At 47.4% G+C, this 23,847-nt stretch carries 22 protein-coding genes, 4 tRNA genes and 1 pseudogene; 22 read left to right on the forward strand and 5 right to left on the reverse strand.

Annotation, left to right across the window (positions count from 1 at the left end; all coding sequences use genetic code 11):
- The first annotated feature begins 3 nt into the window (after positions 1-3).
- A complete protein-coding gene (locus Q0Z70_RS05170; protein ID WP_298073055.1) occupies positions 4-720 on the forward strand; it encodes a hypothetical protein in 717 nt (238 codons plus the stop codon).
- Between the two features lie 54 nt (positions 721-774).
- Complete coding sequence (locus Q0Z70_RS05175) at positions 775-1,218, forward strand: hypothetical protein (protein WP_298073056.1); 444 nt, start codon at positions 775-777, stop codon at positions 1,216-1,218.
- Here the strand turns inward: Q0Z70_RS05175 and Q0Z70_RS05180 are convergent.
- The 3 genes from Q0Z70_RS05180 to Q0Z70_RS05190 form a co-directional block, all read right to left on the reverse strand.
- Positions 1,215-2,024 (reverse strand): Fic family protein, encoded by an 810-nt coding sequence (locus tag Q0Z70_RS05180; protein WP_298073057.1) that lies wholly within the window; start codon positions 2,022-2,024, stop codon positions 1,215-1,217. The two genes, Q0Z70_RS05175 and Q0Z70_RS05180, sit on opposite strands and share 4 nt — an antisense overlap.
- 107 nt (positions 2,025-2,131) lie before the next feature.
- Positions 2,132-2,899, reverse strand: a complete 768-nt coding sequence (locus Q0Z70_RS05185; protein ID WP_298073058.1) for a hypothetical protein — start codon at positions 2,897-2,899, stop codon at positions 2,132-2,134.
- Between the two features lie 19 nt (positions 2,900-2,918).
- Positions 2,919-4,994 (reverse strand): HDIG domain-containing metalloprotein, encoded by a 2,076-nt coding sequence (locus Q0Z70_RS05190; protein WP_298073059.1) that lies wholly within the window; start codon positions 4,992-4,994, stop codon positions 2,919-2,921.
- Between the two features lie 98 nt (positions 4,995-5,092).
- On the opposite strand from Q0Z70_RS05190, the gene gltX reads away from it, so the two are divergent.
- The 5 genes from gltX (at position 5,093) to Q0Z70_RS05215 (ending at position 15,167) form a co-directional block, all read left to right on the forward strand.
- Positions 5,093-6,619: a glutamate--tRNA ligase gene (gene gltX, locus Q0Z70_RS05195; RefSeq protein WP_298073060.1), complete on the forward strand. Its 1,527-nt coding sequence runs from the start codon at positions 5,093-5,095 to the stop codon at positions 6,617-6,619.
- A gap of 271 nt (positions 6,620-6,890) precedes the next feature.
- Positions 6,891-10,052, forward strand: coding sequence for a BPTD_3080 family restriction endonuclease (locus tag Q0Z70_RS05200; RefSeq protein ID WP_298073061.1), 3,162 nt, complete (start codon positions 6,891-6,893; stop codon positions 10,050-10,052).
- Positions 10,049-12,622 (forward strand): site-specific DNA-methyltransferase, encoded by a 2,574-nt coding sequence (locus tag Q0Z70_RS05205; protein ID WP_298073062.1) that lies wholly within the window; start codon positions 10,049-10,051, stop codon positions 12,620-12,622. Before Q0Z70_RS05200 ends, Q0Z70_RS05205 begins: the two co-directional genes overlap by 4 nt.
- Positions 12,619-13,536 carry a DUF2971 domain-containing protein gene (locus Q0Z70_RS05210; RefSeq protein WP_298073063.1) on the forward strand — a complete coding sequence of 306 codons (918 nt, stop codon included), beginning with the start codon at positions 12,619-12,621 and terminating at the stop codon, positions 13,534-13,536. The genes Q0Z70_RS05205 and Q0Z70_RS05210 overlap by 4 nt, the downstream gene beginning before the upstream one ends.
- Positions 13,537-13,688: 152 nt before the next feature.
- Positions 13,689-15,167: an RNA-binding domain-containing protein gene (locus tag Q0Z70_RS05215; RefSeq protein ID WP_298073064.1), complete on the forward strand. Its 1,479-nt coding sequence runs from the start codon at positions 13,689-13,691 to the stop codon at positions 15,165-15,167.
- Between the two features lie 246 nt (positions 15,168-15,413).
- On the opposite strand, the gene Q0Z70_RS05220 is transcribed toward Q0Z70_RS05215, so the two are convergent.
- Both Q0Z70_RS05220 and Q0Z70_RS05225 read right to left on the reverse strand, forming a co-directional pair.
- Positions 15,414-15,929, reverse strand: a complete 516-nt coding sequence (locus Q0Z70_RS05220) for a gamma carbonic anhydrase family protein (RefSeq protein WP_298073065.1) — start codon at positions 15,927-15,929, stop codon at positions 15,414-15,416.
- A gap of 22 nt (positions 15,930-15,951) precedes the next feature.
- Positions 15,952-17,733 carry an aminopeptidase P family protein gene (locus tag Q0Z70_RS05225; protein WP_298073066.1) on the reverse strand — a complete coding sequence of 594 codons (1,782 nt, stop codon included), beginning with the start codon at positions 17,731-17,733 and terminating at the stop codon, positions 15,952-15,954.
- Between the two features lie 31 nt (positions 17,734-17,764).
- Here Q0Z70_RS05225 and Q0Z70_RS05230 point away from each other — a divergent pair, with 31 nt between their 5' ends.
- The 15 genes and pseudogenes from Q0Z70_RS05230 to Q0Z70_RS05300 form a co-directional block, all read left to right on the forward strand.
- A complete protein-coding gene (locus Q0Z70_RS05230; RefSeq protein WP_298073067.1) occupies positions 17,765-17,977 on the forward strand; it encodes a hypothetical protein in 213 nt (70 codons plus the stop codon).
- Between the two features lie 27 nt (positions 17,978-18,004).
- The gene (rpsU, locus tag Q0Z70_RS05235; protein WP_298073068.1) at positions 18,005-18,196 is read left to right on the forward strand and encodes a 30S ribosomal protein S21; all 192 of its coding nucleotides are present in this window, start codon (positions 18,005-18,007) and stop codon (positions 18,194-18,196) included.
- Between the two features lie 73 nt (positions 18,197-18,269).
- Positions 18,270-19,151, forward strand: a complete 882-nt coding sequence (locus tag Q0Z70_RS05240) for a tyrosine recombinase XerC (protein ID WP_298073077.1) — start codon at positions 18,270-18,272, stop codon at positions 19,149-19,151.
- An 18-nt stretch (positions 19,152-19,169) separates the two neighbouring features.
- A complete protein-coding gene (gene raiA, locus Q0Z70_RS05245; protein ID WP_298073069.1) occupies positions 19,170-19,469 on the forward strand; it encodes a ribosome-associated translation inhibitor RaiA in 300 nt (99 codons plus the stop codon).
- An 87-nt stretch (positions 19,470-19,556) separates the two neighbouring features.
- Positions 19,557-19,630, forward strand: a tRNA-Thr gene (locus Q0Z70_RS05250).
- Between the two features lie 12 nt (positions 19,631-19,642).
- A tRNA-Tyr gene (locus tag Q0Z70_RS05255) sits at positions 19,643-19,725 on the forward strand.
- Positions 19,726-19,736: 11 nt separating this feature from the next.
- Positions 19,737-19,808: transfer RNA gene (locus Q0Z70_RS05260), tRNA-Thr, on the forward strand.
- A gap of 56 nt (positions 19,809-19,864) precedes the next feature.
- Complete coding sequence (gene tuf / locus Q0Z70_RS05265; RefSeq protein WP_298073070.1) at positions 19,865-21,049, forward strand: elongation factor Tu; 1,185 nt, start codon at positions 19,865-19,867, stop codon at positions 21,047-21,049.
- Between the two features lie 54 nt (positions 21,050-21,103).
- Positions 21,104-21,176: transfer RNA gene (locus tag Q0Z70_RS05270), tRNA-Trp, on the forward strand.
- Positions 21,177-21,190: 14 nt separating this feature from the next.
- Entirely contained in the window at positions 21,191-21,379 is a 189-nt protein-coding gene (secE, locus tag Q0Z70_RS05275) for a preprotein translocase subunit SecE (RefSeq protein ID WP_298073071.1), read from the forward strand.
- A gap of 13 nt (positions 21,380-21,392) precedes the next feature.
- Positions 21,393-21,935: a transcription termination/antitermination protein NusG gene (nusG, locus tag Q0Z70_RS05280; protein WP_298073072.1), complete on the forward strand. Its 543-nt coding sequence runs from the start codon at positions 21,393-21,395 to the stop codon at positions 21,933-21,935.
- A 59-nt stretch (positions 21,936-21,994) separates the two neighbouring features.
- Positions 21,995-22,438, forward strand: coding sequence for a 50S ribosomal protein L11 (gene rplK / locus Q0Z70_RS05285; protein WP_298073073.1), 444 nt, complete (start codon positions 21,995-21,997; stop codon positions 22,436-22,438).
- Positions 22,439-22,457: 19 nt separating this feature from the next.
- A complete protein-coding gene (gene rplA, locus Q0Z70_RS05290; RefSeq protein WP_298073074.1) occupies positions 22,458-23,156 on the forward strand; it encodes a 50S ribosomal protein L1 in 699 nt (232 codons plus the stop codon).
- Between the two features lie 15 nt (positions 23,157-23,171).
- Positions 23,172-23,693 (forward strand): 50S ribosomal protein L10, encoded by a 522-nt coding sequence (gene rplJ, locus Q0Z70_RS05295; protein ID WP_298073075.1) that lies wholly within the window; start codon positions 23,172-23,174, stop codon positions 23,691-23,693.
- Between the two features lie 87 nt (positions 23,694-23,780).
- Positions 23,781-23,847 (forward strand): annotated as a pseudogene (locus Q0Z70_RS05300) (50S ribosomal protein L7/L12); the annotation flags it as partial.

Genomic DNA, 23,847 nt, shown 5'->3' on the forward strand with positions numbered 1-23,847 from the left:
GATATGAAACAAAAAGTATGTCTTGCAATATTTTTATCACTTGCAATTATCTGTAAAGCACAAACATTCATATATCCTCAAAATGATTCTATTATGACAGAATATAATGATGGGAAATTTTGGGTATATTTAAACAAAAATGATATTGTTGTAGGGCTTTCATGTTTTGAAGAAAAAGACAATTATGGGAAATACTATCACTTGGATATTTTCATTAAGAATTTGAGTGAAAGGCCTATCATATTTCGGCCTGATAGTGTGTATTCTAATCTACTAACTAAAAAAGATGATACATTGAAACTTGAAGTATATACAAATGAAGAGTATCAAAAAAAGATAAAACGCTCACAAACGTGGGCAATGGCATTGTATGGAATTTCCGCTGGCATTAACACAGGAACAGTGGGATATTCAACGTCTTATTCTACTACTTATTCTCCTAAGGGTTATACTTACACTACTATAACCAATCATTATGATGCTAATGCAGCATACCAAGCAAATGTAGCATCTACCAATCAAATGCTTATATTAGGGCAAATGATGGATAATGACCGAACTATGCGTGAACAAGGATATTTAAAAACAACAACAATTTATCCCGATGAAGCTATCATTGGTTTTATGAATATCAAAAGGAAAAAAGGCAAGGTTTTGACTGTAAACATTCCTATAGACAATTATATTTATACCTTTGATTGGGATGTAAATAGAAAATGAATATAATATTAACCATATTATCATCCCTATTTTAATTATTCAAATAATTTACATATGAAGAAAAGTTCGATTCTTTTTTATCTATTCTTGATTTCATTATACGTTTCTGCACAAAACGAAAGTACTATCCCACAAACCAAAACGGTTAATGATTCTACTTTGATTAAAATTCATGCGCTTTTGGAAGATGTGGATTTTCGCATGCATGAATTTGATAGGTACAAGTTATATCCGACAGAAAATATGTACAATTTCCTACAGTTGGATACTAAAACCGGGAAAATAGAAGTTGTGCAATGGTCTTTAGATGATGACAAGGAAGGATCTGTAACTCTCAATGACGAAGATTTATCTTATGGCACTGGATGTGGAACATTTGAATTATATCCTACAAAGAATATATATCAATTCCTTCTTTTGGACAAAGTAACAGGAAGAAAATGGCATGTTCAATGGGGATTTGAATCAAATAAAAGATGGATAAAAAGAATCTATTAAAACATGAAACAGAACCCTTCCTTTTGAGAAGCATTGAACCTTTCAATCTCCAAAGAAAGCGATTTCTTCAACTGACCCGCCATAAAGTCCAAGAAAGGCTGATTGGCTTCTGCTTCCTGACATTGGCGCAGGGAAAGGATATAGGTTTCTCTATCCTCTTTGAATACCTTGGTCGGAAAAAGGTGATAGCAGAATTGGATGTAGTTCATCAGTAAGCGGGCCGTTCTGCCATTGCCATCTATCCATGGATGAATGGTTACTAAATGAAGGTGGGCATTGAAGCTTAATTCATATTGTGCCCGAAATGTTCCCGTTGTCTTTTGCTTCGCTTGCAGCAGGACACAAAGTTCATCGACCTTGTCAGGAACTTTCAGATAGTTCATATAAGAATATCCGCCCACACCGGCCGTAACGCCACATAAACGGAAATCTCCTTTCGAAGAATCAAAAGAACCGCCCATTACATGGTGTACGCTACCTGTAGTACGCATCAATGTCGCATTCAACCTTTGCAGAAAAGCAGGAGTCACCGGTATAAGGTTGACGGATTCGGCCTGGGCAAGTTCATACGCTTGCTTCAAGTCCTCATTCATCAGGTGATGCACAAGCGGTTTCCCTTTCGCTGTTACCCCTTCGTCAAAGAGAAGTTGCGTATCAAGTTCCGTAAGCGTTGAGCCTTCAATGGCTGTGGAGTGGGCGATAAGAGAATACAGGTAGTACTTATCATAGTCTACCGCTTCACTGATACCAAGTTGCTGAAACTTTTGGTATAACTGTTCTATCTCTTGCCAGGCACCTTGCTCCATCGTTTTTTTGTTTAATAGGCTTTATCTCTTTTCAAAGATAGGATATTTACTATGTTCAGCCAAAGAAAGCACTCATTTAATACTGTTTTTTGTACGGATGGGGAATATTACCCATGATAGATGTCGTGGTAGTGCCGCTTTTCGTCGTTGAGGCTGCATGTAGCGTCGATGCCTGCCTGCCGGAGGCGGTCGGCAATCTCGTTGAGCTGTGTGCGGGGTACGCGGCCGATGTAGAAGAGGTGGTAGCGGTACGTCTTGTCCAGCACTTCCATGACGTGTGTGGCATTCAATTCGCGGGCGAAGTCGAAGTTCACCTTCAGCAGGTCGCTGTAGGCATAATGGATTTCGCGTCCGGCACTGATTACGGTCAGGCGGTCGGTCTCCAAGCGGAGGTAGCAGAAACGCACTTGGAGCAAGTAGATGCTGTAGAGGCTCATACTGAAGAAGAGAACCGGCAGAGCGATACCTGTCCATCGCCCGATGTTCAAGGTATAGAAAGCCATACTGAGGCAGAGAACGAACAGCACGAAATACCAGAACATATAGAGCGACATGCGGCGGTAGACGGTTGTCCCAGCCGGCCTTGTGCCGCCTTCCGTGCCGGCCGGATGGTTGTCGAAAGCGATACCCCGGCTTACCAATGTGCGTATCAGAGCCGTCGGGTGGTTGCGCAGATGGACAATCCGTATTTTCTCTTCACCCGACTTCAGCCGCAGGGTCAGGATGCCGGGACCATAAACGTTGGCCGGGCTGTGTCGGTCGGGTTCGGGCGTATGTCGCTGCATGAAGCTGAAGCCGGCTATCTGTTCCGGTGATAGCCGGTTCCGTTGCAGGAAGCGCAGGGCGCGTTGTTCTTCTTTATCGGTCGGTTTCATGGTACTATCGGGTTGGTTTTTACTTTTTCTCTTCTTGCTTTTTCAGTTCGGGATAGCTGATGCGCGTGTGATAGATGGTCTTCAGCTTTTCCTTGAACACTTCCTTCACGGTGGCAATGTCTTTGAAGGTGATGGGACATTCCTTGAAATAGCCTTCGGCCACCTGTGAGTCGATGATTTTTTCCACTAAGTTGCTGATGCTTTCTTCGTCATACTGGGGCAGGCTGCGCGAAGCGGCCTCCACCGAGTCGGCCATCATCAGAATAGCCTGTTCCTTAGTGAAGGGATTAGGGCCGGGGTAGGTGAATAGGGATTCGTCCGGTTCTTCTCCCGGATGTTCGTTCTTCCACGAGATGTAGAAATATTTTGTTTTTCCTTTGCCGTGATGGGTCGTTATGAAATCCTTGACGACCTTAGGCAGATTGTTTTTCTCGGCCAGTTTCACGCCGCCGGTGACGTGGCTGATAACCACTTGCGCGCTTTGTTCGTAGTTCAGGTTCTTGTGCGGATTGATGTCTCCTCTCTGGTTCTCGGTGAAGAAAACGGGATTTTCCATCTTGCCGATGTCGTGATAGAGGGCGCCGGTACGCACCAGCTGGCTCTTGGCGCCGATGCAGTTGGCGGCTTCGGCAGCAAGGTTGGCCACCTGCATGGAGTGCTGGAAGGTGCCGGGCACGGTTTCAGCCATACGGCGCAGCAATGGGTTGTTGATATTGGACAACTCGACCAGCGTTACGTTCGAGGTAGAGCCGAATATCTTCTCCAGCACGAACAGCAGCGGATAGGTGAAGAGCAGGAAGATACCGTTGATTATGAAGTAGATATACATCCGTCCGTTCACCTTCGACAAATCGTTTTCCGTAATCATCTCGAAAGCGAAGTAGAGGGTGGCATAGGTCAGGATGACCAGTACGGCCGTCTTGAACAACTGCGAGCGTTGCGACAGTTCCTTCAGGCTGTAGATGGCCACCAAGCCGGCCGTGATCTGCAACAGGATAAATTCATGCGGATAGCGGAGGCAGATGGAACATACCAGAATGGTGATGCAGTGCGTCAGGAAAGCGGTTCGTGAGTCGAGGAATACGCGGATGATGACCGGCAGCATGGCATAGGGTAGGATGTAGACATTGAACAGGTTGTAGGCCATCATGCTCGAAGTTACCACGCAGTAGAACATCATCAGGGCAAAGAGCAGCAACAGACTTCCTTTCCGGTTGTAGTAGCCCTTGCGGAAAAGATCCAGGTAGAGCAGGAAGCACAGCATGAAGATGCTGACGTAGAGTATTTGTCCCAGCAGTGTCAGACGGTTTTGCCCGGCGGAGGTATTGCGTTTGATGGATTCTTTGCGCAGGCTTTCCAGAATGTTGTAAGTCTCCGGGCTGACAATTTCGCCGCGATCGATGATTTTCTGTCCGCTCAGCACGATGCCGTTGGCCCACGAATAGTTCTCCAGCATATCCTTGCGGGCGGCGTCTGTACGTTCTCCGTCGAAGGTCAGGTTGACATCCAGATAGTCATTCAGGGAACATTGGCGCAGCACGTGGGGGCGGTAGTGCAGGGAGTCGGCCGTTAAGATGTAGTGATAAGCCGATTTGACGGTATAGAGCTTGTCGGTGCCTTGCTGTTGGGCTATCTTGTCGCTCACGGTCATAATGCTTCGCGTGCTGTCTTTTTGCAAAGTATCCATTGCTTCAGACGACAGGATGCCCGCCTGATATACTTCTGTCAGTTTCTTTTCGATATATTGCAGATAGCCGGCTGTCAGGTAGGGAGCGTGCAGCCGGCTCCGGTAGTCCTTTCTCAACCTTTTCAGGGCCTCCGTTTCGATGTCCTTGTCCTGCCGGTAGTAGGGTTGGAAGTGGGCCAGGATGCTGTCTTGCTCGCGTCTCACCACGTCGTCCGTCTTGTAGATCGGGAAGTCGAAGGTGGCTATCAGCTGGCCGTATTTCCAGGGTTTGTTGATGTCAAACTGATAGTTGAACTTCCCGTCGCGGGGCAAGAAGTAGACGATGACCGCTACCGTGCCGACGAAAAGGAGGGCTTGGTATAGCAGATTTCTATAAGCGGAGTGCTTTTTCTCACTGGTTTTATTCATATCGGTTGAAATTTTTGCGAAAAGTACAAAAAAAAACAATCATGTGGGAAAAAAGGCTTAAATTTGTCCTCTAAAATATTCATAAAGTAAGGAAGATTATGGCAGAAAGAAGAGTCAGAGTCCGTTTTGCCCCAAGTCCGACGGGTGCTTTGCACATCGGCGGTGTGCGCACCGCGTTGTATAATTACCTTTTTGCACGCCAGCATGGAGGGGATCTCATTTTCCGTATCGAAGACACCGACAGCAACCGTTTCGTTCCGGGTGCTGAAGAATATATCTTAGAGTCGTTCAGATGGCTCGGCATTCCTTTCGACGAGGGTGTCAGCTTTGGGGGTGACTACGGCCCTTACCGTCAGTCCGAACGCCGCGACATTTACAGGAAATATGTCAAAGTGCTTCTCGATGCGGGGAAAGCCTACATTGCTTTCGATACGCCCGAAGAATTGGAGGCCAAGCGCAAGGAAATGGCTAACTTCCAGTATGACGCTTCGACCCGTCTGCAAATGCGCAACTCGCTGACCCTTCCGAAAGAAGAAGTGGATGCACTGCTCGCCGAGGGTAAGCAGTATGTCGTGCGTTTCAAGATTGAGCCGAATGAAGACGTGCATGTACACGATCTCATTCGTGGCGAAGTGGTCATCCATTCGTCTGTTCTCGATGATAAAGTGCTTTATAAGTCGGCTGACGGGCTGCCTACCTACCACCTGGCCAATATCGTGGACGATCATCTGATGGAAGTGTCCCACGTCATTCGCGGCGAAGAGTGGCTGCCATCGGCTCCGCTGCATGTGCTGCTCTACCGCGCCTTCGGCTGGGAAGATACGATGCCGCAGTTCGCCCACCTGCCCCTGCTGCTGAAGCCTGAAGGCAACGGCAAGCTGAGCAAGCGCGACGGCGACCGTCTGGGCTTCCCCGTTTTCCCTCTGGAATGGCACGACCCCAAGACCGGCGAAGTGTCTTCGGGCTACCGGGAGGCCGGTTACCTGCCCGAGGCCGTCATCAACTTCCTTGCTCTGCTGGGATGGAACCCCGGCAACGATCAGGAACTGATGTCGATGGACGAGCTGGTGAAGCTCTTCGACCTGAGCCATTGCAGCAAGGCAGGTGCCAAGTTCGACTATAAGAAAGGTATCTGGTTCAACCACGAATACATCCTCCGAAAGCCCGATGCCGAAATTGCCGGACTGTTCAAGCCTGTGCTGGCGGCCAATGGAGTGAACCCGGCACAGTACAGCGACGAGTTCCTGACCCACGTAGTGTCGCTCGTCAAAGGGCGCGTCAACTTTGTGAAGGAACTGTGGGAACAGGCCCGCTTCTTCTTTGTGGCTCCCGAAACCTATGCCGAGAAGGACGTGAAGAAACGCTGGTCTGAAGACACGCTCCGCATCATGGGCGAGTTGGTGGAAATATTGCGCAGTATTGCCGACTTCAGCTCGAAGCCGTCCGAAGACATTGTCATCGGCTGGATTACGGAGAAGGGTTACCACATGGGCAACGTGATGAATGCCTTCCGCTTAGCTGTCGTAGGCGAATGCAAAGGCCCGCACATGTTCGACATCACCGAGTTGCTGGGCAAGGAGGAAACCATCCGTCGCATCCGGCGGGCTGTGGAGGTTCTGAAATAACCGGTATCTCTCCTTATAATCAATATGATAGATCTATCGGCGGCTTGCGTAAGCTTTTGACAAACTTATAGCAAACTTTTGATGTGATTGTGGCGAATGTCTGAAGAATACGTACTATATTTGTGAAGTTCAACGTGCAAAATATAGTATGTTGGGTGTTCTTCGATAGATAAGGACATAAAAACGGCTGAAAGGACAAGGTATCTTGGCGCGTGAAGGACGCAAGAAAGAAGGCAGATGGATTGTATTATAAAATAACGTTAGAGAATATATGAACAACGATAACCCGATACTCAATAATCCTTATGAGGAGCCAAAGTATCATTATAATGTAGATATTAACGGAAATCTCGATTACAGTCAAAGGCTGGAAGGTCGTCGTCCGTATATCGGCAATATACAGATTACCCCGAACGGTAAGTCGCAAGCTTACTTATTCAATACGGAGGATTTGATGAACAATAATCCTGATGCCAAGTTCATCAACGATCTTCGTAAAGAGGTTAAGTCTTGGCGGGAAAAGGGTTATCCAATGGTTACACGCATTACTCGTGAATTGCTTAACTTTTGGTTCAATAATTCAGAGCGTCAGAATTTCCAGAAACTTTTCTTCTGTCAGAGAGAAGCAATAGAAACAGCTGTGTATTTGAATGAGGTGGCTGAACGCGACCCAAATATCGGGCGGAATCTCCTTCGCCTACTGGATGAGAGGCGGGAATCTGTATCGAATACATGGGAAGATGTTCTGCCGCGCACGGCATTCAAGATGGCCACAGGTACTGGCAAAACAGTTGTGATGGCGATGCTTATCTTGTATCATTATCTGAATAAATCAGAATACCACAATGATACCCGTTTCGCTGATCATTTCCTGCTGGTCGCTCCCGGTATTACTATACGAGACCGACTTGGGGTATTAATGTTAGATGAGAGTGCCGGTTCTCGATATGATAAAAAGGACTATTATCATCAGCGAGGTCTTATTCCCCGCCAATATGAAAAGGTACTCGGCGGTTTGAATAATGCGATTACGATTACCAACTACCACCAATTTGAACCGAAGGTTTACACCGGTAAGAAAGCAAGTCCGCTTGATGGCAAAATGGTATATTGCAGTGGTGAAGGAATGGTCAAACAATCCGACAAAGAGGATTTCCAGAGCGTTCTGTCGCGCATACTTGGTCCGGGAATGAAGGGCAAACGTTTCATCGTTATCAACGATGAGGCACATCACTGTTATTTACCTAAAGAAAAAGAGGGCAAGGGTCGTAAAGACGAAGAAACCGCCGAGGGTGAAGAGGAAAACAAGAGGGCAATGGTATGGTATGAGGGACTTCGCCAGATGAAGATTCTCGGCTATAAGTTGCAGCACGTCTACGATCTTTCAGCGACACCATATTATCTCAAAGGATCTGGATATACAGAATATTCACTATTCCCGTGGGTCGTTACCGACTTCGGTTTGGTTGAAGCCATTGAGAGCGGACTGGTTAAAATACCGTTCCTGCCGTCGATGGATGATTCACACGATTTGGAAGAACCTAAATTACGTAATATTTACGAGCACATTCGCGGCGAACTACCCAAGAAAGGTCAGAAAGCGATTAAGAAAAAGGTCAAAGAGGAGGCGGCTGCCAACGGAACGGATATGCCCGTCGGTGAGATGCCTCCGAAACTGCCTACTCTTCTGACAATGGCATTGGAACAATTTGTCAAGGATTACGAGAAATACGACAGTGGTATGCGTCAGGCGGGCGAAGCGGGTAAGGATTTGCTTACCGCGCCACCGGTGTTTATCGTGGTCTGCAACAATACGACCGTCTCAAAAGAAGTATTTAAATATATTGCGGGTTATGAAACGGTAGATGCTGAAGGGAACAAGATTTATCGGGAAGGCGTATTCCCCGTCTTCTCAAATTATATGAATGGCCGTCCGAAGAATACTGCACCGTCATTGCTTATCGACAGCTCGGCGCTCGACGAGGCGAGCGATACCATTGATGATGAGTTTAAGAGGGTATTCCACCAAGAAATCAGCGAGTTCAAACGCAATTACGCCTTGATGCACGGTGCGGGTAGTGCGGACCAGTTGACCGACGGCGACATTCTCCGCGAAGTGGTAAATACGGTTGGCAAACCGGGTATGCTCGGCGGTCATATACGGTGCGTAGTTTCTGTGTCGATGCTCACCGAGGGGTGGGATGCCAATACCGTAACACACGTTTGCGGCGTTCGGGCTTTCGGGTCGCAGCTGCTTTGCGAACAGGTTGCGGGGCGTGCTTTACGCCGCAGGAGTTATAACCTTGCACCTTATGATAAACGTACCGGACAGGAGATACCAAGCAAGAACCTCTACCAATACAGCGACAAGAATATTGTTTATAAGTTTCAACCCGAATATGCCCATATTATCGGAGTGCCGTTCAAGACCTTCAAAGGCGGTACGGCAGCACCTCCTCAACCGCCCAAACCGACAATGGCAATCCGTCCGCTTCAAGAACGTAACGAGTTGGAGATTGTTTTTCCGAACATTGTCGGCTATCGGAGCGAACGGGAGAATTCGATTATAGAGGCGGACTTTTCGCATCTGCCGAAATTCAAACTCGACTTCACTCAGATTCCGCAGGAAACGATTCTTCGCACTCCCATTGGCGACGAAACAAAGGTTTTGAAAACCAATTATAAGGAGAAACTGCGTGATTCGCAGGTTGTCTACGAACTGACCCGACGGTTGCTGTCGGCGAAATATCGTGACGAGGCAGCTGTACCGATGTTCCAGAAGTTTGCACAGCTTAAAGCGGTCGTTCAGAAGTGGTATGGCACCCAAGTGGAAATTGTCGGCGGAGAAGGTGATGCGGATGCCCGCAGGCTTGTTTTGTTTTGGAATCCAGACCAGACGAACGCCAGCATCTACGAGGGCATCAGCGAACATAACCGCGATACAGAGCGCATCATAGCCATCCTGAACCATTATAACCCGGAAGGAAGTACAAGCCATGTGTCGGGAGCAACCACTAAAAAAGTTTGGCCGACCGTAAAAAGCCACATCAACTATGTGGTTGCCGATACCGATTCGTGGGAACAGATAGCAGCCAAAACGCTCGAAGAGATTCCGGCGGTAAAGAAATATGTAAAGAATCATTTCCTCGATTTCAAAATACCGTATATGGCGTTGAACGAGGAAAAGAACTTTGTTCCCGACTTTATTGCCGTAGTGGATGCTCCGTCGGGCGATACGGTCAATCTCATTATTGAAATATCGGGTTTCTCCAACGATAACACAAACTTCAAGGAGGAAAAACGACATTATACGAACGATTACTGGCTGCCCGCAGCCAACAATCTGAAGAAGTATGGCCGTTGGGATTTCATCGAGATTACCGATATCGACAATATCAAACCCCAGTTAATTGCAAAAATCAATTCGTTATGAACAAGATATCCAAACCCACCGATGCAATAAAGCACCTGGCAGACAAACGTGTAGCGATTCCGACAACCGAACTTGCCGGAGAAGAGGCGGCAGCCATTGCAAGCGATCCGAAAACGGCAGAATACAAAACTTTCCGGCACGAGTTTACGCGCGGCCGCGACCCGGAACTTTACTGGCTCGGCAAATACCGCAACGATGACGAGGAGACCTGCGACAGCGACTTGCGCGTTGATATTCGCAGCCTGTATGTCCACGAAGATATCCAGCCCGAGCAACTTATCGACCGCCTGTATCGCATCCGCAGCGAGGGGAACTCTTTGTTCGGCAATGAAGTGGACAATGTAATCGACGACGAACTGCAAAGGGTTGCGGAGTATTACCGCCACCACTCCGACTGGAAAAACCGCCTGATTCAAGGTGATTCATTGCTCGTAATGAATTCGCTGCTTAACCGCGAGGGGCTTGCGGGCAAGGTGCAGTGCATCTACATCGACCCGCCTTATGGTATCAAATACGGCTCGAACTGGCAGATGCAACTCAATAACCTCAATGTCAAAGACAACGATGAAAGTTTAAGTGGTGAGCCGGAGATGATTAAGGCCTTCCGCGATACATGGGAATTGGGTATTCATAGCTATTTGTCTTACCTGCGCGACCGGCTCGTGCTTGCTCGTGAACTTCTTACACAGTCGGGATCTGTGTTTGTACAGATATCGGATGATAATGTTCACCTTGTGCGAGGAATAATGGATGAAATCTTTGGTAGTGAAAATTTTATAAGTTTGATTGTTTTTGCAAAAACAGCATCAATTAAATCAAATTTTTTAGGAACTACTCATGATTTCATTTTATGGTATGCAAAGGATAAAATGAATGCAAAATATCGTCAGTTATATGTTCCTCGAACAGAGCGTACAGATGGTGGAACATATAATTGCATTGAATTTCCCGATGGCTCTTGGAGAAGATTAACTAAAGAAGAACTAATAAATGGGAATATACCTACGGGAAAAGTATTTAGAGCAGCAGATATCTCAAGACAAGGAGCAAGTGATAAACCTACTCCTTTTGAGTTTGAAGGTAAAATGTATAAGCCATCACCTGGACGACATTGGGCTGCAAGTTACCCTGTGGGTATGCAAAGACTTGTTGAAGCAAATAGAATTGTTGCTTTGAAAAGTGTACTCTCGTATAAATTATATTCTGACGACTTTTCATTACAAAAGATTGATCATGTTTGGCCTGATACTATAATTGGAACTTTCTCAGAAAAACACTATGTTGTCCAGACTGCAACGTTACCAATTCAGCGTTGCATCTTAATGACCACTGACCCTGGAGATTTGGTGCTTGACCCGACCTGCGGCAGTGGTACCACTGCCTTTGTAGCAGAGCAGTGGGGGCGCCGATGGATTACCATAGACACATCGCGTATCGCCATCAACATAGCCAAGAGGCGATTGATGATGGCCACCTATCCGTTTTATACGCTTGCCGACCCCGAAGGCAAGGATGTCCGGTTGGGATTCCATTACAAAACCGTACCCCACATTACGCTCAAGTCCCTTGCCAACGATGAAGAACCGGAAATGGAGGTGCTGTACGACCAGCCGGAAGTGGACAAACGCAAACTGCGCGTAAGCGGCCCCTTTACGGTCGAGACATTGCAGAGTTTCAACGTAATCCCGCCCGAAGAACTCGATCACCGCACCGATGAGGCAGAAGAGAATCGGCTGTTCCAAGAGCGTGTATTCAGTCATTTGGAAACAAGCGGCATACGCAATGGCGACAGAAGCCAAAAGGCGGTATTTCACGGAATGGAATCCGTTGCCTCACCCTACCTCCACGCTCGCGGCTATTACACCGACAGCGACGGCGAGGAGCGGCTGGCGTATTTCCATATCGGGCCGAAATTCGGTACGGTATCGAAGCAGGCGGTCAATGAATCCGTCAAGGAGATGCGCAAACGGTTGAGCGAAGGGGCGTCGTGGCTTGTACTGCTCGGCTTCTCGTTCGAGGACAACATCAACGACAAGGATTATAACTTCGGCAACTTTACGGTCAGCAAGGTTCGTATGCACGATGACCTGATGCAGGACGGTCTGCTGAAAAAGGACAAGGGAGCCGGTGCGTTCATCACGATCGGCGAGCCGGATATTGCCATTGTCAAAGATTCCGACAAGTCGTGCCACGTCGAGATTCGCGGTCTCGATATTTATGACCCGATCAAGGATATAGTCAAACCTCGCTCGGTGGAAGACATCGCCTATTGGGAAATGGACGACAACTACGACGGCACACAGTTCATCGTGCGTTCCATTCATTTCTGCGGCGGCGACAAGAAGGAATTCGACGCATGGCGCAAAGGATTAGGCGCCTTGTTAAATTCAAGTGCCAATACCAAGAGAAAAGCGCAGAATACGTTACATATTGAATTCTCGGATGAAATATGGGAAACCTTGTATGGCTTCGTATCTGAACCAATCAAATATAAACCTGGACGCCTGATTGCCGTCCGCGTCATCTCGCAGTTCGGCGAAGAAGCTTCGAAAATTTTGACGATAGAATGATACTTTACCATTATACCTCATTAGAAGCACTTAACGGGATTCTTCAAGATAAACCCTTAAAAAACCAAGAGCTATGCTTTTGGGCAACTCGTTATGATTGTTTCAAAGATAAAGATGAATATCTGTTAGGTATAGATACCTTAAAAAGACTGTTGTCGGTTTTGGAAGGAAGGCTCAATTTTCAGGAAGATAGACGAATAGCAGGCTTTTTTGAAAAAGATCAGATTGAGGGGAATATAAATCTTCCTCACCCGTATGTCATATCTGTATCTGCACGAAACGACAACGATCACATGTGGGAGAACTATGCCGACCATATGCAAGGGGTTGTATTGGCTCTGGATATAAAATCTAAGTTCGGAAAGTGTAATGCTGCCACGCTATACCGCATAGAAAAATGTCTATATGAGCAAAATGTCTCAGAGGAATATCTGCTGCAAGAGATAGATAAAACATATACGGATGCGGGATTATCAATGCTGCAAGAAGGTCAACAAAATGCCTTTTTCATATTAAAAAATTATCCACAATTATTCACAAAATTAATAGCAGTATTGTTGCTGGCGTTCTTTGCCCCTCGAATGAAAAGGAAGCAATTTGAAAAGGAAGAGGAAACTCGCATTATTTTGAGTGTCCCCGTGAAAAAATATGCCGACATCAAAGGAGTAAACGACCTGAAAGAGTATTGTCAGAAGACAGATATAGGTCATGAGATTGAAGCTATATTAAAAGATATACAAAATGAGAAAGTCAGACCGGATAACGGCAAATTTTACAGGGAACTGTTTATGCCTATATCCGTTCTGGATAGAATATATGTTTTAGGCAATGATGTAAAAAAGGAAACGGAGAAAATGCTTAAAAACAAGGGATACAACAATATACCGGTAGTGTTAAAAACAAATACAAATTAAAAAAACAGATATTCAAAACGTCCCAATATATTTATTGTAAGCATTGTAGAATATAATGAAAGAAGACAATAAAATAATCATCTACCAAGACAACAACGAAGTAACGCGAGTATCTGTTCGTTTTGCCATGATATGAATTATAACTTTAAGGAATGATAACAAAAGACGAAATACAATCCCTGCTACATAGCACGGAGACCTATCGGATAGAGCGAACCATATCGACCGGCAATATGGACAAGTTCTGCGAGGCGATTTGCGCTTTTGCCAATGACCTGCCCGATTCGCGCAAGAAGGGGTATTTGTTTATAGGAGCGAACGACGACGGCAGTTTGTCGGGATTGAAAGTAGATGATGCTTTGCTTAAAAAGATTACCGCCATTCGGTCGGACGGCAACATTCTGCCGTTACCTGTGATGACGGTCGATAAAGCAGTGTTTCCCGAAGGCGACTTGCTGGTAGCGGAGGTTTCGCCGTCGCTGCTCCCGCCGGTTCGTTATCGTGGCAGAGTATTCGTCCGCATCGGGCCGAGACGGGATATTGCCGGCGAAGCAGAGGAACGTCTTTTGACCGAGCGTCGTACCGCTTATATGGCGACCTTCGATGCGACACCGTGTCTGGGTGCTACGCTCGATGATTTGAATCTGGACTATATCAAAGACACTTATCTGCCGTCGGTCGTAGATGCGGATATATTGAGTCGGGACAAACGGGATATAAAAGAGCAACTGGCATCTGTCCGTCTGTACGACCGCACACACGATTGCCCCACCTATGCAGCCATCATTCTGTTCGGCAAGAATCCCCGCTATTATATGCCCGGAGATTTTGTGCAGTATGTGCGTTTCGCAGGCAAAGAGAAAGGCGGCGAAGTGCTCAATGAGAAGCGTTTTCAAGGCCCGTTGTACAGTATGCTGCCGGCGTTGGAGTCGTTTGTCGGCGATGCCATCATCACACAACGTCCGGTAAGCGCCAGCCTTTTCAGAGAAAAGACAGTTATCAATTATCCCAAGAACGCATTAAGAGAGTTGATGATGAACGCCTGTATGCACCGCGACTATCAATCCAATATGCCGATTCGCCTGTATCAGTTCGATGACCATGTTGAGATTATGAATGCCGGAGGTCTGTACGGCGAAGCCCGCCCGGAAAACTTCCCTATGGTGAATGACTACCGCAACCCGATTGTGGCAGAGGCGATGAAGGAAATGAAGTATGTCAATATGTTCAATCAGGGTGTGATGCGCGTACAGGACATGTTGCGCGAAAACGGCAACGAAGAGGCGGAGTTCGATGTGTCAAAACTGACAGTCTTCTGTGTCAATGTTTTCTCAAATGAAGATAGAGTTTCGCAAATTACTACCCAGAAAACTGCCCAGACAACTACCCAGACAACTACCCAGACAACTACCCAGACAACTACCCAGACCCTGTCCGACGTGCAAATAGCAATTCTTGAATATATACGTAGTCACCCTAACGCAAGTCGCAAAGAAATTGCCGCAAATATACGCGGCATCACTGAAAATGGGGTGAAATATCATATTCAGAAACTGCAAAAGCAAGGAATTATCAAACGTGTCGGAGCTGATTTCGGCGGTCGGTGGGAGATTATTTTCCCCAAAGAATAATGATGGCTGCCGACTGAAAGCTGATATAATCATCAACTATTCAGATTATGAGGCATTGTAGAAAATGCTGAAAGAAAAAGATGAATAAGCTATGTGTGGGGTACGCATCTGATATATGCCGGCACTTCCTTACCCCGTCATGCCGTGCTGCATGAGGTCGTTAGGAAGTGCTTTATGAGAGGGTGACGCAGTGCTTCGTCAGAGGATGAGGAAGCACTGCGTGAGAGGGCCATCTATTGCAGCGTCTCACTCTTTGTACCAACCGGCATACATCAGATAGTTGTGCGCAATCTTCTGGTTCAGTTCTTTGGCCTGGTCGGGGTCTACCTTCTTGATGAATTTGGCAGGTACGCCTGCCCAGATGCTGCCCGGCTCGATAACCGTGTTGCTCAGTATCAATGAACCGGCGGCCACGATGGCGCCTTCGCCCACGACGGCATAATCCAGCAGGGTGGCGCCCATGCCGATGAGGGCATAGTCTTTCACGGTGGCGCCGTGAATGGTGACGTTGTGTCCGACGGACACGTGGTCGCCTATTTCGATGGTCGATTTCTCGTAGAGCGTGTGCAGCACGCTGCCGTCCTGTATGTTCACACCGTTGCCGATGCGGATGGAGTTGACGTCGCCGCGCAGCACGGTGTTGAACCATATACTGCAATCGCGGCCTATTTTTACGTCGCCTACGATGGTGGCGTTGTCTGCCAAGTAACAATTTTCTCCTATTTCGGGCGTAAAGCCTCTTACAGATTTGATAAGTGCCATGTTCGGGGAGTTGCGGTTAAGTTTAAATTGCTTTGCAAGCCTTCTCCAGCCACAGCCGTTCGTCTTCGTTGAGGCCGGGGGAAAGCTGTTCGTATACCTTGCGGTGGTATTGGTTCAGCCAGTCCGTTTCTGCCGGGGTCAGCAGACTGCGGACGATGCCTCGGGTGCAGATGGGGCAGAGGGTGACGGTCTCGAACTTCAGATAGCGGCCAAACAGCCCTTCGCCCGCCGGCACGGTGAGTACGAGGTTCTCCGTGCGGATGCCGTGACTGCCGGCCTTATAGACGCCCGGTTCGTTGCTGGTGACCATGCCCGCACGCAAGGCGACGGGGTTCTCGTTCATGCGGATGCTCTGCGGCCCTTCGTGGACGTTGAGGAAGTGGCCTACGCCGTGTCCCGTGCCGTGCAGGAAGTTCATGCGGTGCTGCCAGATGGGCATGCGGGCCAGTACGTCGAGCTGGGCACCGCGTGTGCCTTCGGGGAAGACGGCCATAGCCAGGTCGATGTGTCCCTTTAATATTAAGGTGTAGTCGGTCTTCTCTTCGTCGGTCAGCGGGCCCAAGGCGATGGTGCGGGTAATGTCCGTAGTGCCGTCCAAGTATTGTGCGCCCGAATCGAGCAACAGGAAGCCGCGAGGCTCCAGCGGGATGTCCGTTTCGGGCGTAGCCTCGTAGTGGACAATGGCCGCGTGGGCGCCGTATCCGGCGATGGTGTCGAAGCTCTCGCCCATGTAGAGCGGCTGGGCGGCACGCAGTTCGTGCAGTTTCCTGTCCACACTGATTTCCGTCTCTGTGCCTTGGGGTACGGCCTCTTCCAGCCACTTCAGGAACTTCACCAATGCCACGCCGTCGCGCCGCATGGCCTGCCGCAGGCCGGCTGTTTCCTGCTCGTTGCGTACCGCCTTCAGCAGGGCGACGGGCGAGGGGGCTTCGATGACGCGGCAGGATTGCGGTATGGCCGAACGGACGGCATAGTTGGTCTTGCCCGGCTCCAGCATCAGGCTGCCTGCCGGCAGTTGGGTGAGGTAAGACTCGATTTCCTGATAAGTGTGCAATGATACGCCTGCCTCATGCAGGTGCGCGGCGACTTCGGGTGTCACCTTTCGGGAGTTGATAAAGTAATGCGCTTCGTCCCTCCCAATCAGCAGGTAGCTGACAACTACCGGATTGCAGTGCACATCACTTCCCCGCAAGTTCAGAGTCCATGCGATTTCGTCGAGAGCAGAGAGCAGCAGGCTGTCGGCTTCGGCCTTCTTCATTTCGGTGCGTATGGCCTCCAACTTTTCGGTACAGGTGCGTCCGGCATACTTCGTGTCGTAGATGAAGGCGGGGGCTTGGGGCATTTCCGGTCGTCCGTTCCAGATCTGTTCCATCGGGTCGGGAGTGCATTTAAGCCCTATCCCTTTGACTGCCAACTCTTCCCGGAGCGAGCGGGCTGCGTCGGTGGCAAACACCCGGCCGTCGATGCCTGCGGTCTGTCCCTTTTTCAGTCGTTCGGACAGAAAAGCGGGGATGGAGGGCGTTTCGGGCAGCATCTCTTTGTAGAGGTCGATGCCGGTGCCTTCTATTTGCCGGGCGGCTTGCAGGAAGTAGCGCGAGTCGGTCCACAGGCCGGCTTCGTTTCCGGTGACCACTACGGTGCCTGCCGAACCGGTAAAACCGGAAATCCATTCCCGGCTTTGCCAGTGGGGAGCCACGTATTCGCTTAGATGCGGGTCGGTACTGGGGATGATGAATGCGTCGATCCCCATCTGCTTCATCCATGTGCGGAGAGCCCGGATGCGTTCTTTAATGGTGGTGTTCATAATTCGCTATATAATATAGATGTATCATCGTGTGGAGCGCAATGCCCGCCGGTTGCAGGCAAAACGACTATCAAAAGTACATAAAGAACGCGGACGGTGCAAGCTTTTGCGTCGTTTTTGGGATTTTTTTGTCGTTGCCGAAGGGAAAAATATCGGCCTGTCTGCTATGATTTTGAAGAAAGTTTTTGCGAATCAAGAAAATATGTGTACTTTTGCGGTTCGAATTAATCGTGAGATTTTTTAAACATTAACTTTTAACTGATTAAAAACAATGATTGTAGTACCTGTAAAAGAAGGCGAAAACATTGAGAAAGCGCTGAAGAAATTCAAACGTAAATTTGAAAAAACCGGCATCGTAAAGGAATTGAGAAGCAGACAGCAGTTTGACAAACCGTCTGTTATCAAGAGACTTAGAAAAGAGCGCGCCGTTTATATTCAGAAACTTCAGCAAGTAGAAGATTAATAATTCGTAAAATCCTTTGAATTATTGATTTCTTTTCATACATTCGTTGCACATTTAGTTATGTAGCGATATGTTGCTGACAGACTCTTTTCTCGATTATCTCCGTTATGAGCGGAACTATTCTGATGATACCGTAAAGGCTTACGGCGAGGATATTCTTCAGTTTCAGGAGTTTGGGGGAGAAGATGTCGGTCTTCAGTCTCCTCCCGAAGTGGTGGCGGACGTTGCTCGCGAATGGATGATCCATTTGATGGACGACGGCTATGCAACGACTTCGGTGAACCGTAAGCTCAGCTCGCTTCGGTCTTATTATAAGTATCTTCTGAGAAAGGGAGAGGTGAGGGTGGACCCGTTGCGCAAGATTACCGGGCCTAAAAACAAGAAAAGCCTGCCCGTTTTCGTGAAGGAAAGTGAGATGAACCGATTGCTGGACGACGTGGACTTTGGAGAAGGATTTGAAGGTTGTCGCGACCATCTGGTGATTGCTATGTTTTATGCTACCGGCATGAGACTTTCGGAGCTGATCGGTCTGGACAATGGGGACGTTGACTTTTCGGGGTCGGTAATCAAAGTTACCGGCAAGCGCAACAAGCAGCGTCTGATTCCCTTCGGTGAAGAGTTGCGGGCGGAGATGGAGGCCTATATTCGGCAGCGGGATGAAGCGGTTCCGGTTCGGTCGGATGCGTTTTTTATCCGTAAGACAGGCGAGCGGCTTTATCCGAATATCGTGCGAAAAATAGTGATGCAAAACCTGTCGAAGGTGGTGACTGTGAAGAAACGGAGCCCGCACGTGCTGCGGCATACCTTTGCGACAAGCATGCTGAATCATGAGGCGGAACTTGGAGCGATTAAAGAGCTGCTGGGACACGAAAGTCTGGCTACTACCGAGATTTACACGCACACGACCTTCGAAGAACTAAAAAAAGTGTATAACCAGGCCCATCCCAGGGCCTAAAGAAAAAAGGAGGTATGTATGGAAATTAGAATTCAATCCATTCACTTTGACGCATCAGAGCAGTTGCAGGCTTTTATTCAAAAGAAAGCTGCGAAGTTGGAACGATTTTATGATGATATACAGAAAGTAGAGGTGTCATTAAAGGTAGTTAAACCAGAAACGGCCGATAACAAGGAAGCCGGCGTGAAAGTCTTGGTTCCCAATGGCGAGTTGTATGCAAACAAGGTTTGCGATACGTTTGAAGAAGCGGTAGACTCATGCTTGGAGGCTTTGGGGAAACAACTGGTTAAGTACAAGGAGAAAATACGTAATAAATAAAAACTGCAAAAATTTTGCGAGAATGAAATAAATGGCTAAATTTGCAGCCGTTTTGCACCCGGTATAATTGCGAACGGCTGCAAAGATGCCTCTTTAGCTCAGTTGGCCAGAGCACGTGATTTGTAATCTCGGGGTCGTTGGTTCGAATCCGACAAGAGGCTCGAAGAAGTGATGGGCAAATACCAGAGTGGCCAAATGGGGCAGACTGTAAATCTGCTGGCTTACGCCTTCGGTGGTTCGAATCCATCTTTGCCCACTCTTATATTTGCTGTTATAGCTCAGCGGTAGAGCACTTCCTTGGTAAGGAAGAGGTCCCGGGTTCAAGTCCCGGTAACAGCTCTTGGAAATGAAAATGTAAATGCTGATTATTAATCAAATAAATAACAAGTAAAGCTATGGCTAAAGAGAAATTCGAACGTACCAAACCCCACGTGAACATTGGTACAATTGGTCACGTTGACCACGGTAAAACCACGTTGACCGCTGCTATCACTGCAGTATTGGCTAAGAAAGGTCTTTCAGAAGTTAAGTCTTTCGATCAGATTGATAATGCTCCTGAAGAGAAAGAAAGAGGTATTACTATTAATACTGCTCACGTTGAGTATGAAACTGCTAACCGTCACTATGCCCACGTAGACTGTCCGGGTCACGCCGACTACGTAAAGAACATGGTAACCGGTGCTGCTCAGATGGATGGCGCTATCATCGTAGTTGCTGCAACCGATGGTCCGATGCCTCAGACTCGCGAGCACATTCTGTTGGCCCGTCAGGTAAACGTTCCCCGACTGGTTGTATTCATGAACAAGTGCGATATGGTAGACGACCCCGAAATGTTGGAGCTCGTTGAAATGGAAATGCGCGAACTGCTGTCTGCCTACGAATTCGATGGTGACAACACTCCGTTTATCCAGGGTTCTGCACTGGGTGCGTTGAATGGTGTTGAAAAGTGGGAAGAAAAGGTATTGGAATTGATGGACGCTTGCGATACTTGGATTCCGCTGCCTCCGCGTGATGTTGACAAACCGTTCTTGATGCCGGTTGAAGACGTGTTCTCTATCACGGGTCGTGGTACGGTGGCTACCGGTCGTATTGAGGCTGGTGTTGTCAAGGTAGGCGACGAAGTTGAAATCCTCGGTTTGGGTGAAGACAAGAAGTCGGTTGTAACCGGTGTTGAAATGTTCCGCAAACTGCTGGACGAAGGTGAAGCCGGTGATAACGTAGGTCTGTTGCTGCGCGGCATCGACAAGAACGAAATCAAGCGTGGTATGGTACTTTGCAAGCCGGGTCAGATTAAGCCTCACTCTACATTCAAAGCTTCTATCTACGTTTTGAAGAAAGAAGAAGGCGGCCGTCACACTCCGTTCCACAATAAGTATCGCCCTCAGTTCTATCTGCGTACAATGGACTGCACGGGTGAAATCGCTCTGCCGGACGGCGTAGAAATGGTAATGCCGGGTGATAACGTTGAAATCACGGTTACACTGATCTATCCGGTAGCCTTGAACGTAGGTCTGCGCTTCGCTATCCGTGAAGGCGGCCGTACAGTAGGTTCCGGTCAGATTACTGAAATTCTGGACTAAAATAGAAATCTTAATCAGTTCCCGTTATTCGCTATCGGGAACTGATTATGTTCGACGGGAGTAGCTCAGTTGGTAGAGCACCGGTCTCCAAAACCGGGTGTCGGGAGTTCGAGCCTCTCCTCCCGTGCTAATATTGTAACAATGAAAAAAATTGTAGCTTATTTCAAAGAAACTTACGACGAACTTGTACATAAAGTGTCGTGGCCTACGTATTCTGAACTTGTCAACAGTGCGGTAGTTGTATTATATGCTTCCCTGCTTATCGCATTGGTGGTTTTTGTGATGGATTACTGTTTCCAGCACGTAATGGAGTTTGTTTATCCTCATTAAAAAAACTTGAAGGATGTCTGAGATTGAAAAGAAATGGTACGTTTTGCGTGCTATCAGCGGAAAAGAAGCTAAGGTTAAGGAATACCTTGAAGCTGACATTAAGAACAGCGACCTTGGTGACTACGTGTCTCAGGTGTTGATTCCTACCGAAAAGGTATATCAGGTTCGCAATGGCAAGAAAATTGTGAAGGAAAGAAGTTATCTTCCCGGTTACGTTTTGGTAGAAGCGGCTTTGGTTGGTGAGGTTGCCCATCATTTGAGAAACACTCCGAACGTGATTGGTTTCTTGGGCGGTTCGGATAAACCCGTACCCTTGAGACAATCGGAAGTCAATCGCATACTCGGTACGGTAGACGAATTGCAGGATGTCACGGATGAAATGAACATCCCGTATGTAGTCGGTGAGACGGTAAAGGTGAATTACGGTCCGTTCAGCGGATTCAATGGCATCATTGAAGAAGTGAATACCGAGAAAAAGAAGCTGAAGGTCATGGTGAAGATATTCGGGCGGAAAACTCCGCTTGAGTTGGGCTTTATGCAAGTGGAAAAAGAATGAGACAGATGTTACGCTGTGTCGTTCCGTCATTATTGTAATATATAAATCAATCAATTAAAATGGCTAAAGAAGTTGCTGGACTAATCAAATTACAGATTAAAGGAGGCGCTGCAAATCCATCACCTCCCGTAGGACCTGCTTTGGGTTCCAAGGGTATCAACATCATGGAGTTTTGCAAGCAATTCAACGCCAGAACCCAAGACAAAGCAGGAAAGGTTCTTCCTGTAATCATTACTTACTATGCAGACAAGTCTTTCGATTTTGTAATCAAGACTCCTCCCGTTGCAGTCCAATTACTGGAGCTGACAAAGGTGAAGAGCGGTTCTGCCGAACCCAATCGTAAGAAAGTTGCCGAGATCACTTGGGAACAAGTACGCACGATTGCTCAGGACAAGTTGGTCGACTTGAACTGCTTCACTGTAGAAGCAGCCATGAAGATGGTTGCCGGTACAGCGAGAAGTATGGGTATCACTGTAAAAGGGGAGTTCCCGGTTAATGCATAACTTATAAACTTCAATTAGAATGGGTAAACTGACAAAAAAGCAAAAGTTGGCTGCAGAGAAAATTGAAGCAGGGAAAGCATACTCTCTCAAAGAAGCTTCTGCACTGGTAAAGGAAATCACTTTTACCAAGTTCGATGCTTCTGTAGATATCGATGTACGTTTGGGCGTTGATCCGCGTAAGGCTAACCAGATGGTGAGAGGTGTCGTATCACTTCCTCACGGTACGGGTAAAGTGACGCGCGTTTTGGCGCTTTGTACACCAGATGCTGAAGCTGCTGCAAAAGAAGCAGGCGCTGACTATGTTGGTCTTGACGAATATATTGAAAAGATCAAAGGTGGATGGACGGATGTGGATGTCATTATCACAATGCCTTCCATCATGGGTAAGATTGGTGCCCTCGGTCGAATACTCGGTCCCCGCGGACTGATGCCGAACCCCAAGAGCGGTACTGTGACTATGGATGTTGCTAAAGCTGTGAAAGAAGTAAAACAAGGTAAGATCGACTTTAAGGTCGATAAGAGCGGTATCGTTCATACTTCCATCGGTAAAGTTTCATTTAATGCTGAGCAAATTCGCGACAATGCGAAAGAATTCATCTCTACTTTGAATAAATTGAAACCGACAGCAGCCAAGGGTACATATATCAAGAGTATTTATCTTTCTAGTACAATGAGCAAGGGCGTGAAAATCGACCCTAAATCAGTGGAAGAAATCTAATAAAACGGAGTAATAATGAGAAAGGAAGATAAAAGTACGATTATTGAGCAGATTGCTGCTACAGTTAAGGAATACGGACACTTCTACTTAGTAGATACAACTGCGATGAATGCAGCTGCAACCACTGCTTTGAGAGCTGCCTGTTTCAAGGCCGGCATCAAACTGATGGTTGTGAAGAATAAGCTGTTGCACAAAGCTTTGGAAAGCCTTGAAGGGGATTATTCTCCGCTTTATGGCTGCCTGAAAGGTGTTACGGCCATTATGTTCTGCAACGTTGCGAACGCTCCGGCTAAACTGATTAAGGATAAAGCGAAAGAGGGTATTCCGGGACTGAAGGCTGCGTATGCCGAGGAAAGTTTCTATATTGGCGCTGACCAGTTGGATGCTCTCGTAGCTATCAAGAGCAAGAACGAAGTGATTGCCGAAATCGTGGCATTGCTGCAATCTCCGGCCAAGAACGTTGTTTCAGCTCTGCAATCGGGTGGTAACACACTTCACGGAGTTCTCAAGACTCTGGGTGAAAGGGCCGAGGCTTAGGCCTCGATTTATTGGCTGCGTGACAGCAGCCGCAAACAAAAATTTATCAATTTATTTTAGTAATTAAACAATTAAATTCATACAAAAATGGCAGATTTGAAAGCTTTTGCAGAACAATTAGTTAACTTGACAGTAAAAGAAGTTAATGAACTTG

Source organism: uncultured Bacteroides sp. (genome assembly GCF_947632445.1).
In the GTDB taxonomy this organism is placed as follows: Bacteria; Bacteroidota; Bacteroidia; order Bacteroidales; family Bacteroidaceae; genus Bacteroides.

What these genes read in the sequence shown, in the direction of transcription:
- nusG (WP_298073072.1), top strand. Translation starts at nt 21,393, where the DNA reads ATGTCTGAGATTGAAAAGAAATGGTACGTTTTGCGTGCTATCAGCGGA.
- tuf (WP_298073070.1), top strand. Translation starts at nt 19,865, where the DNA reads ATGGCTAAAGAGAAATTCGAACGTACCAAACCCCACGTGAACATTGGT.
- Q0Z70_RS05200 (WP_298073061.1), top strand. Translation starts at nt 6,891, where the DNA reads ATGAACAACGATAACCCGATACTCAATAATCCTTATGAGGAGCCAAAG.
- Q0Z70_RS05175 (WP_298073056.1), top strand. Translation starts at nt 775, where the DNA reads ATGAAGAAAAGTTCGATTCTTTTTTATCTATTCTTGATTTCATTATAC.
- raiA (WP_298073069.1), top strand. Translation starts at nt 19,170, where the DNA reads ATGGAAATTAGAATTCAATCCATTCACTTTGACGCATCAGAGCAGTTG.
- Q0Z70_RS05225 (WP_298073066.1), bottom strand. Translation starts at nt 17,733, where the DNA reads ATGAACACCACCATTAAAGAACGCATCCGGGCTCTCCGCACATGGATG.
- secE (WP_298073071.1), top strand. Translation starts at nt 21,191, where the DNA reads ATGAAAAAAATTGTAGCTTATTTCAAAGAAACTTACGACGAACTTGTA.
- Q0Z70_RS05180 (WP_298073057.1), bottom strand. Translation starts at nt 2,024, where the DNA reads ATGGAGCAAGGTGCCTGGCAAGAGATAGAACAGTTATACCAAAAGTTT.
- rplA (WP_298073074.1), top strand. Translation starts at nt 22,458, where the DNA reads ATGGGTAAACTGACAAAAAAGCAAAAGTTGGCTGCAGAGAAAATTGAA.
- rpsU (WP_298073068.1), top strand. Translation starts at nt 18,005, where the DNA reads ATGATTGTAGTACCTGTAAAAGAAGGCGAAAACATTGAGAAAGCGCTG.
- Q0Z70_RS05210 (WP_298073063.1), top strand. Translation starts at nt 12,619, where the DNA reads ATGATACTTTACCATTATACCTCATTAGAAGCACTTAACGGGATTCTT.
- gltX (WP_298073060.1), top strand. Translation starts at nt 5,093, where the DNA reads ATGGCAGAAAGAAGAGTCAGAGTCCGTTTTGCCCCAAGTCCGACGGGT.
- Q0Z70_RS05190 (WP_298073059.1), bottom strand. Translation starts at nt 4,994, where the DNA reads ATGAATAAAACCAGTGAGAAAAAGCACTCCGCTTATAGAAATCTGCTA.
- Q0Z70_RS05170 (WP_298073055.1), top strand. Translation starts at nt 4, where the DNA reads ATGAAACAAAAAGTATGTCTTGCAATATTTTTATCACTTGCAATTATC.
- rplK (WP_298073073.1), top strand. Translation starts at nt 21,995, where the DNA reads ATGGCTAAAGAAGTTGCTGGACTAATCAAATTACAGATTAAAGGAGGC.
- Q0Z70_RS05215 (WP_298073064.1), top strand. Translation starts at nt 13,689, where the DNA reads ATGATAACAAAAGACGAAATACAATCCCTGCTACATAGCACGGAGACC.
- Q0Z70_RS05220 (WP_298073065.1), bottom strand. Translation starts at nt 15,929, where the DNA reads ATGGCACTTATCAAATCTGTAAGAGGCTTTACGCCCGAAATAGGAGAA.
- rplJ (WP_298073075.1), top strand. Translation starts at nt 23,172, where the DNA reads ATGAGAAAGGAAGATAAAAGTACGATTATTGAGCAGATTGCTGCTACA.
- Q0Z70_RS05185 (WP_298073058.1), bottom strand. Translation starts at nt 2,899, where the DNA reads ATGAAACCGACCGATAAAGAAGAACAACGCGCCCTGCGCTTCCTGCAA.
- Q0Z70_RS05205 (WP_298073062.1), top strand. Translation starts at nt 10,049, where the DNA reads ATGAACAAGATATCCAAACCCACCGATGCAATAAAGCACCTGGCAGAC.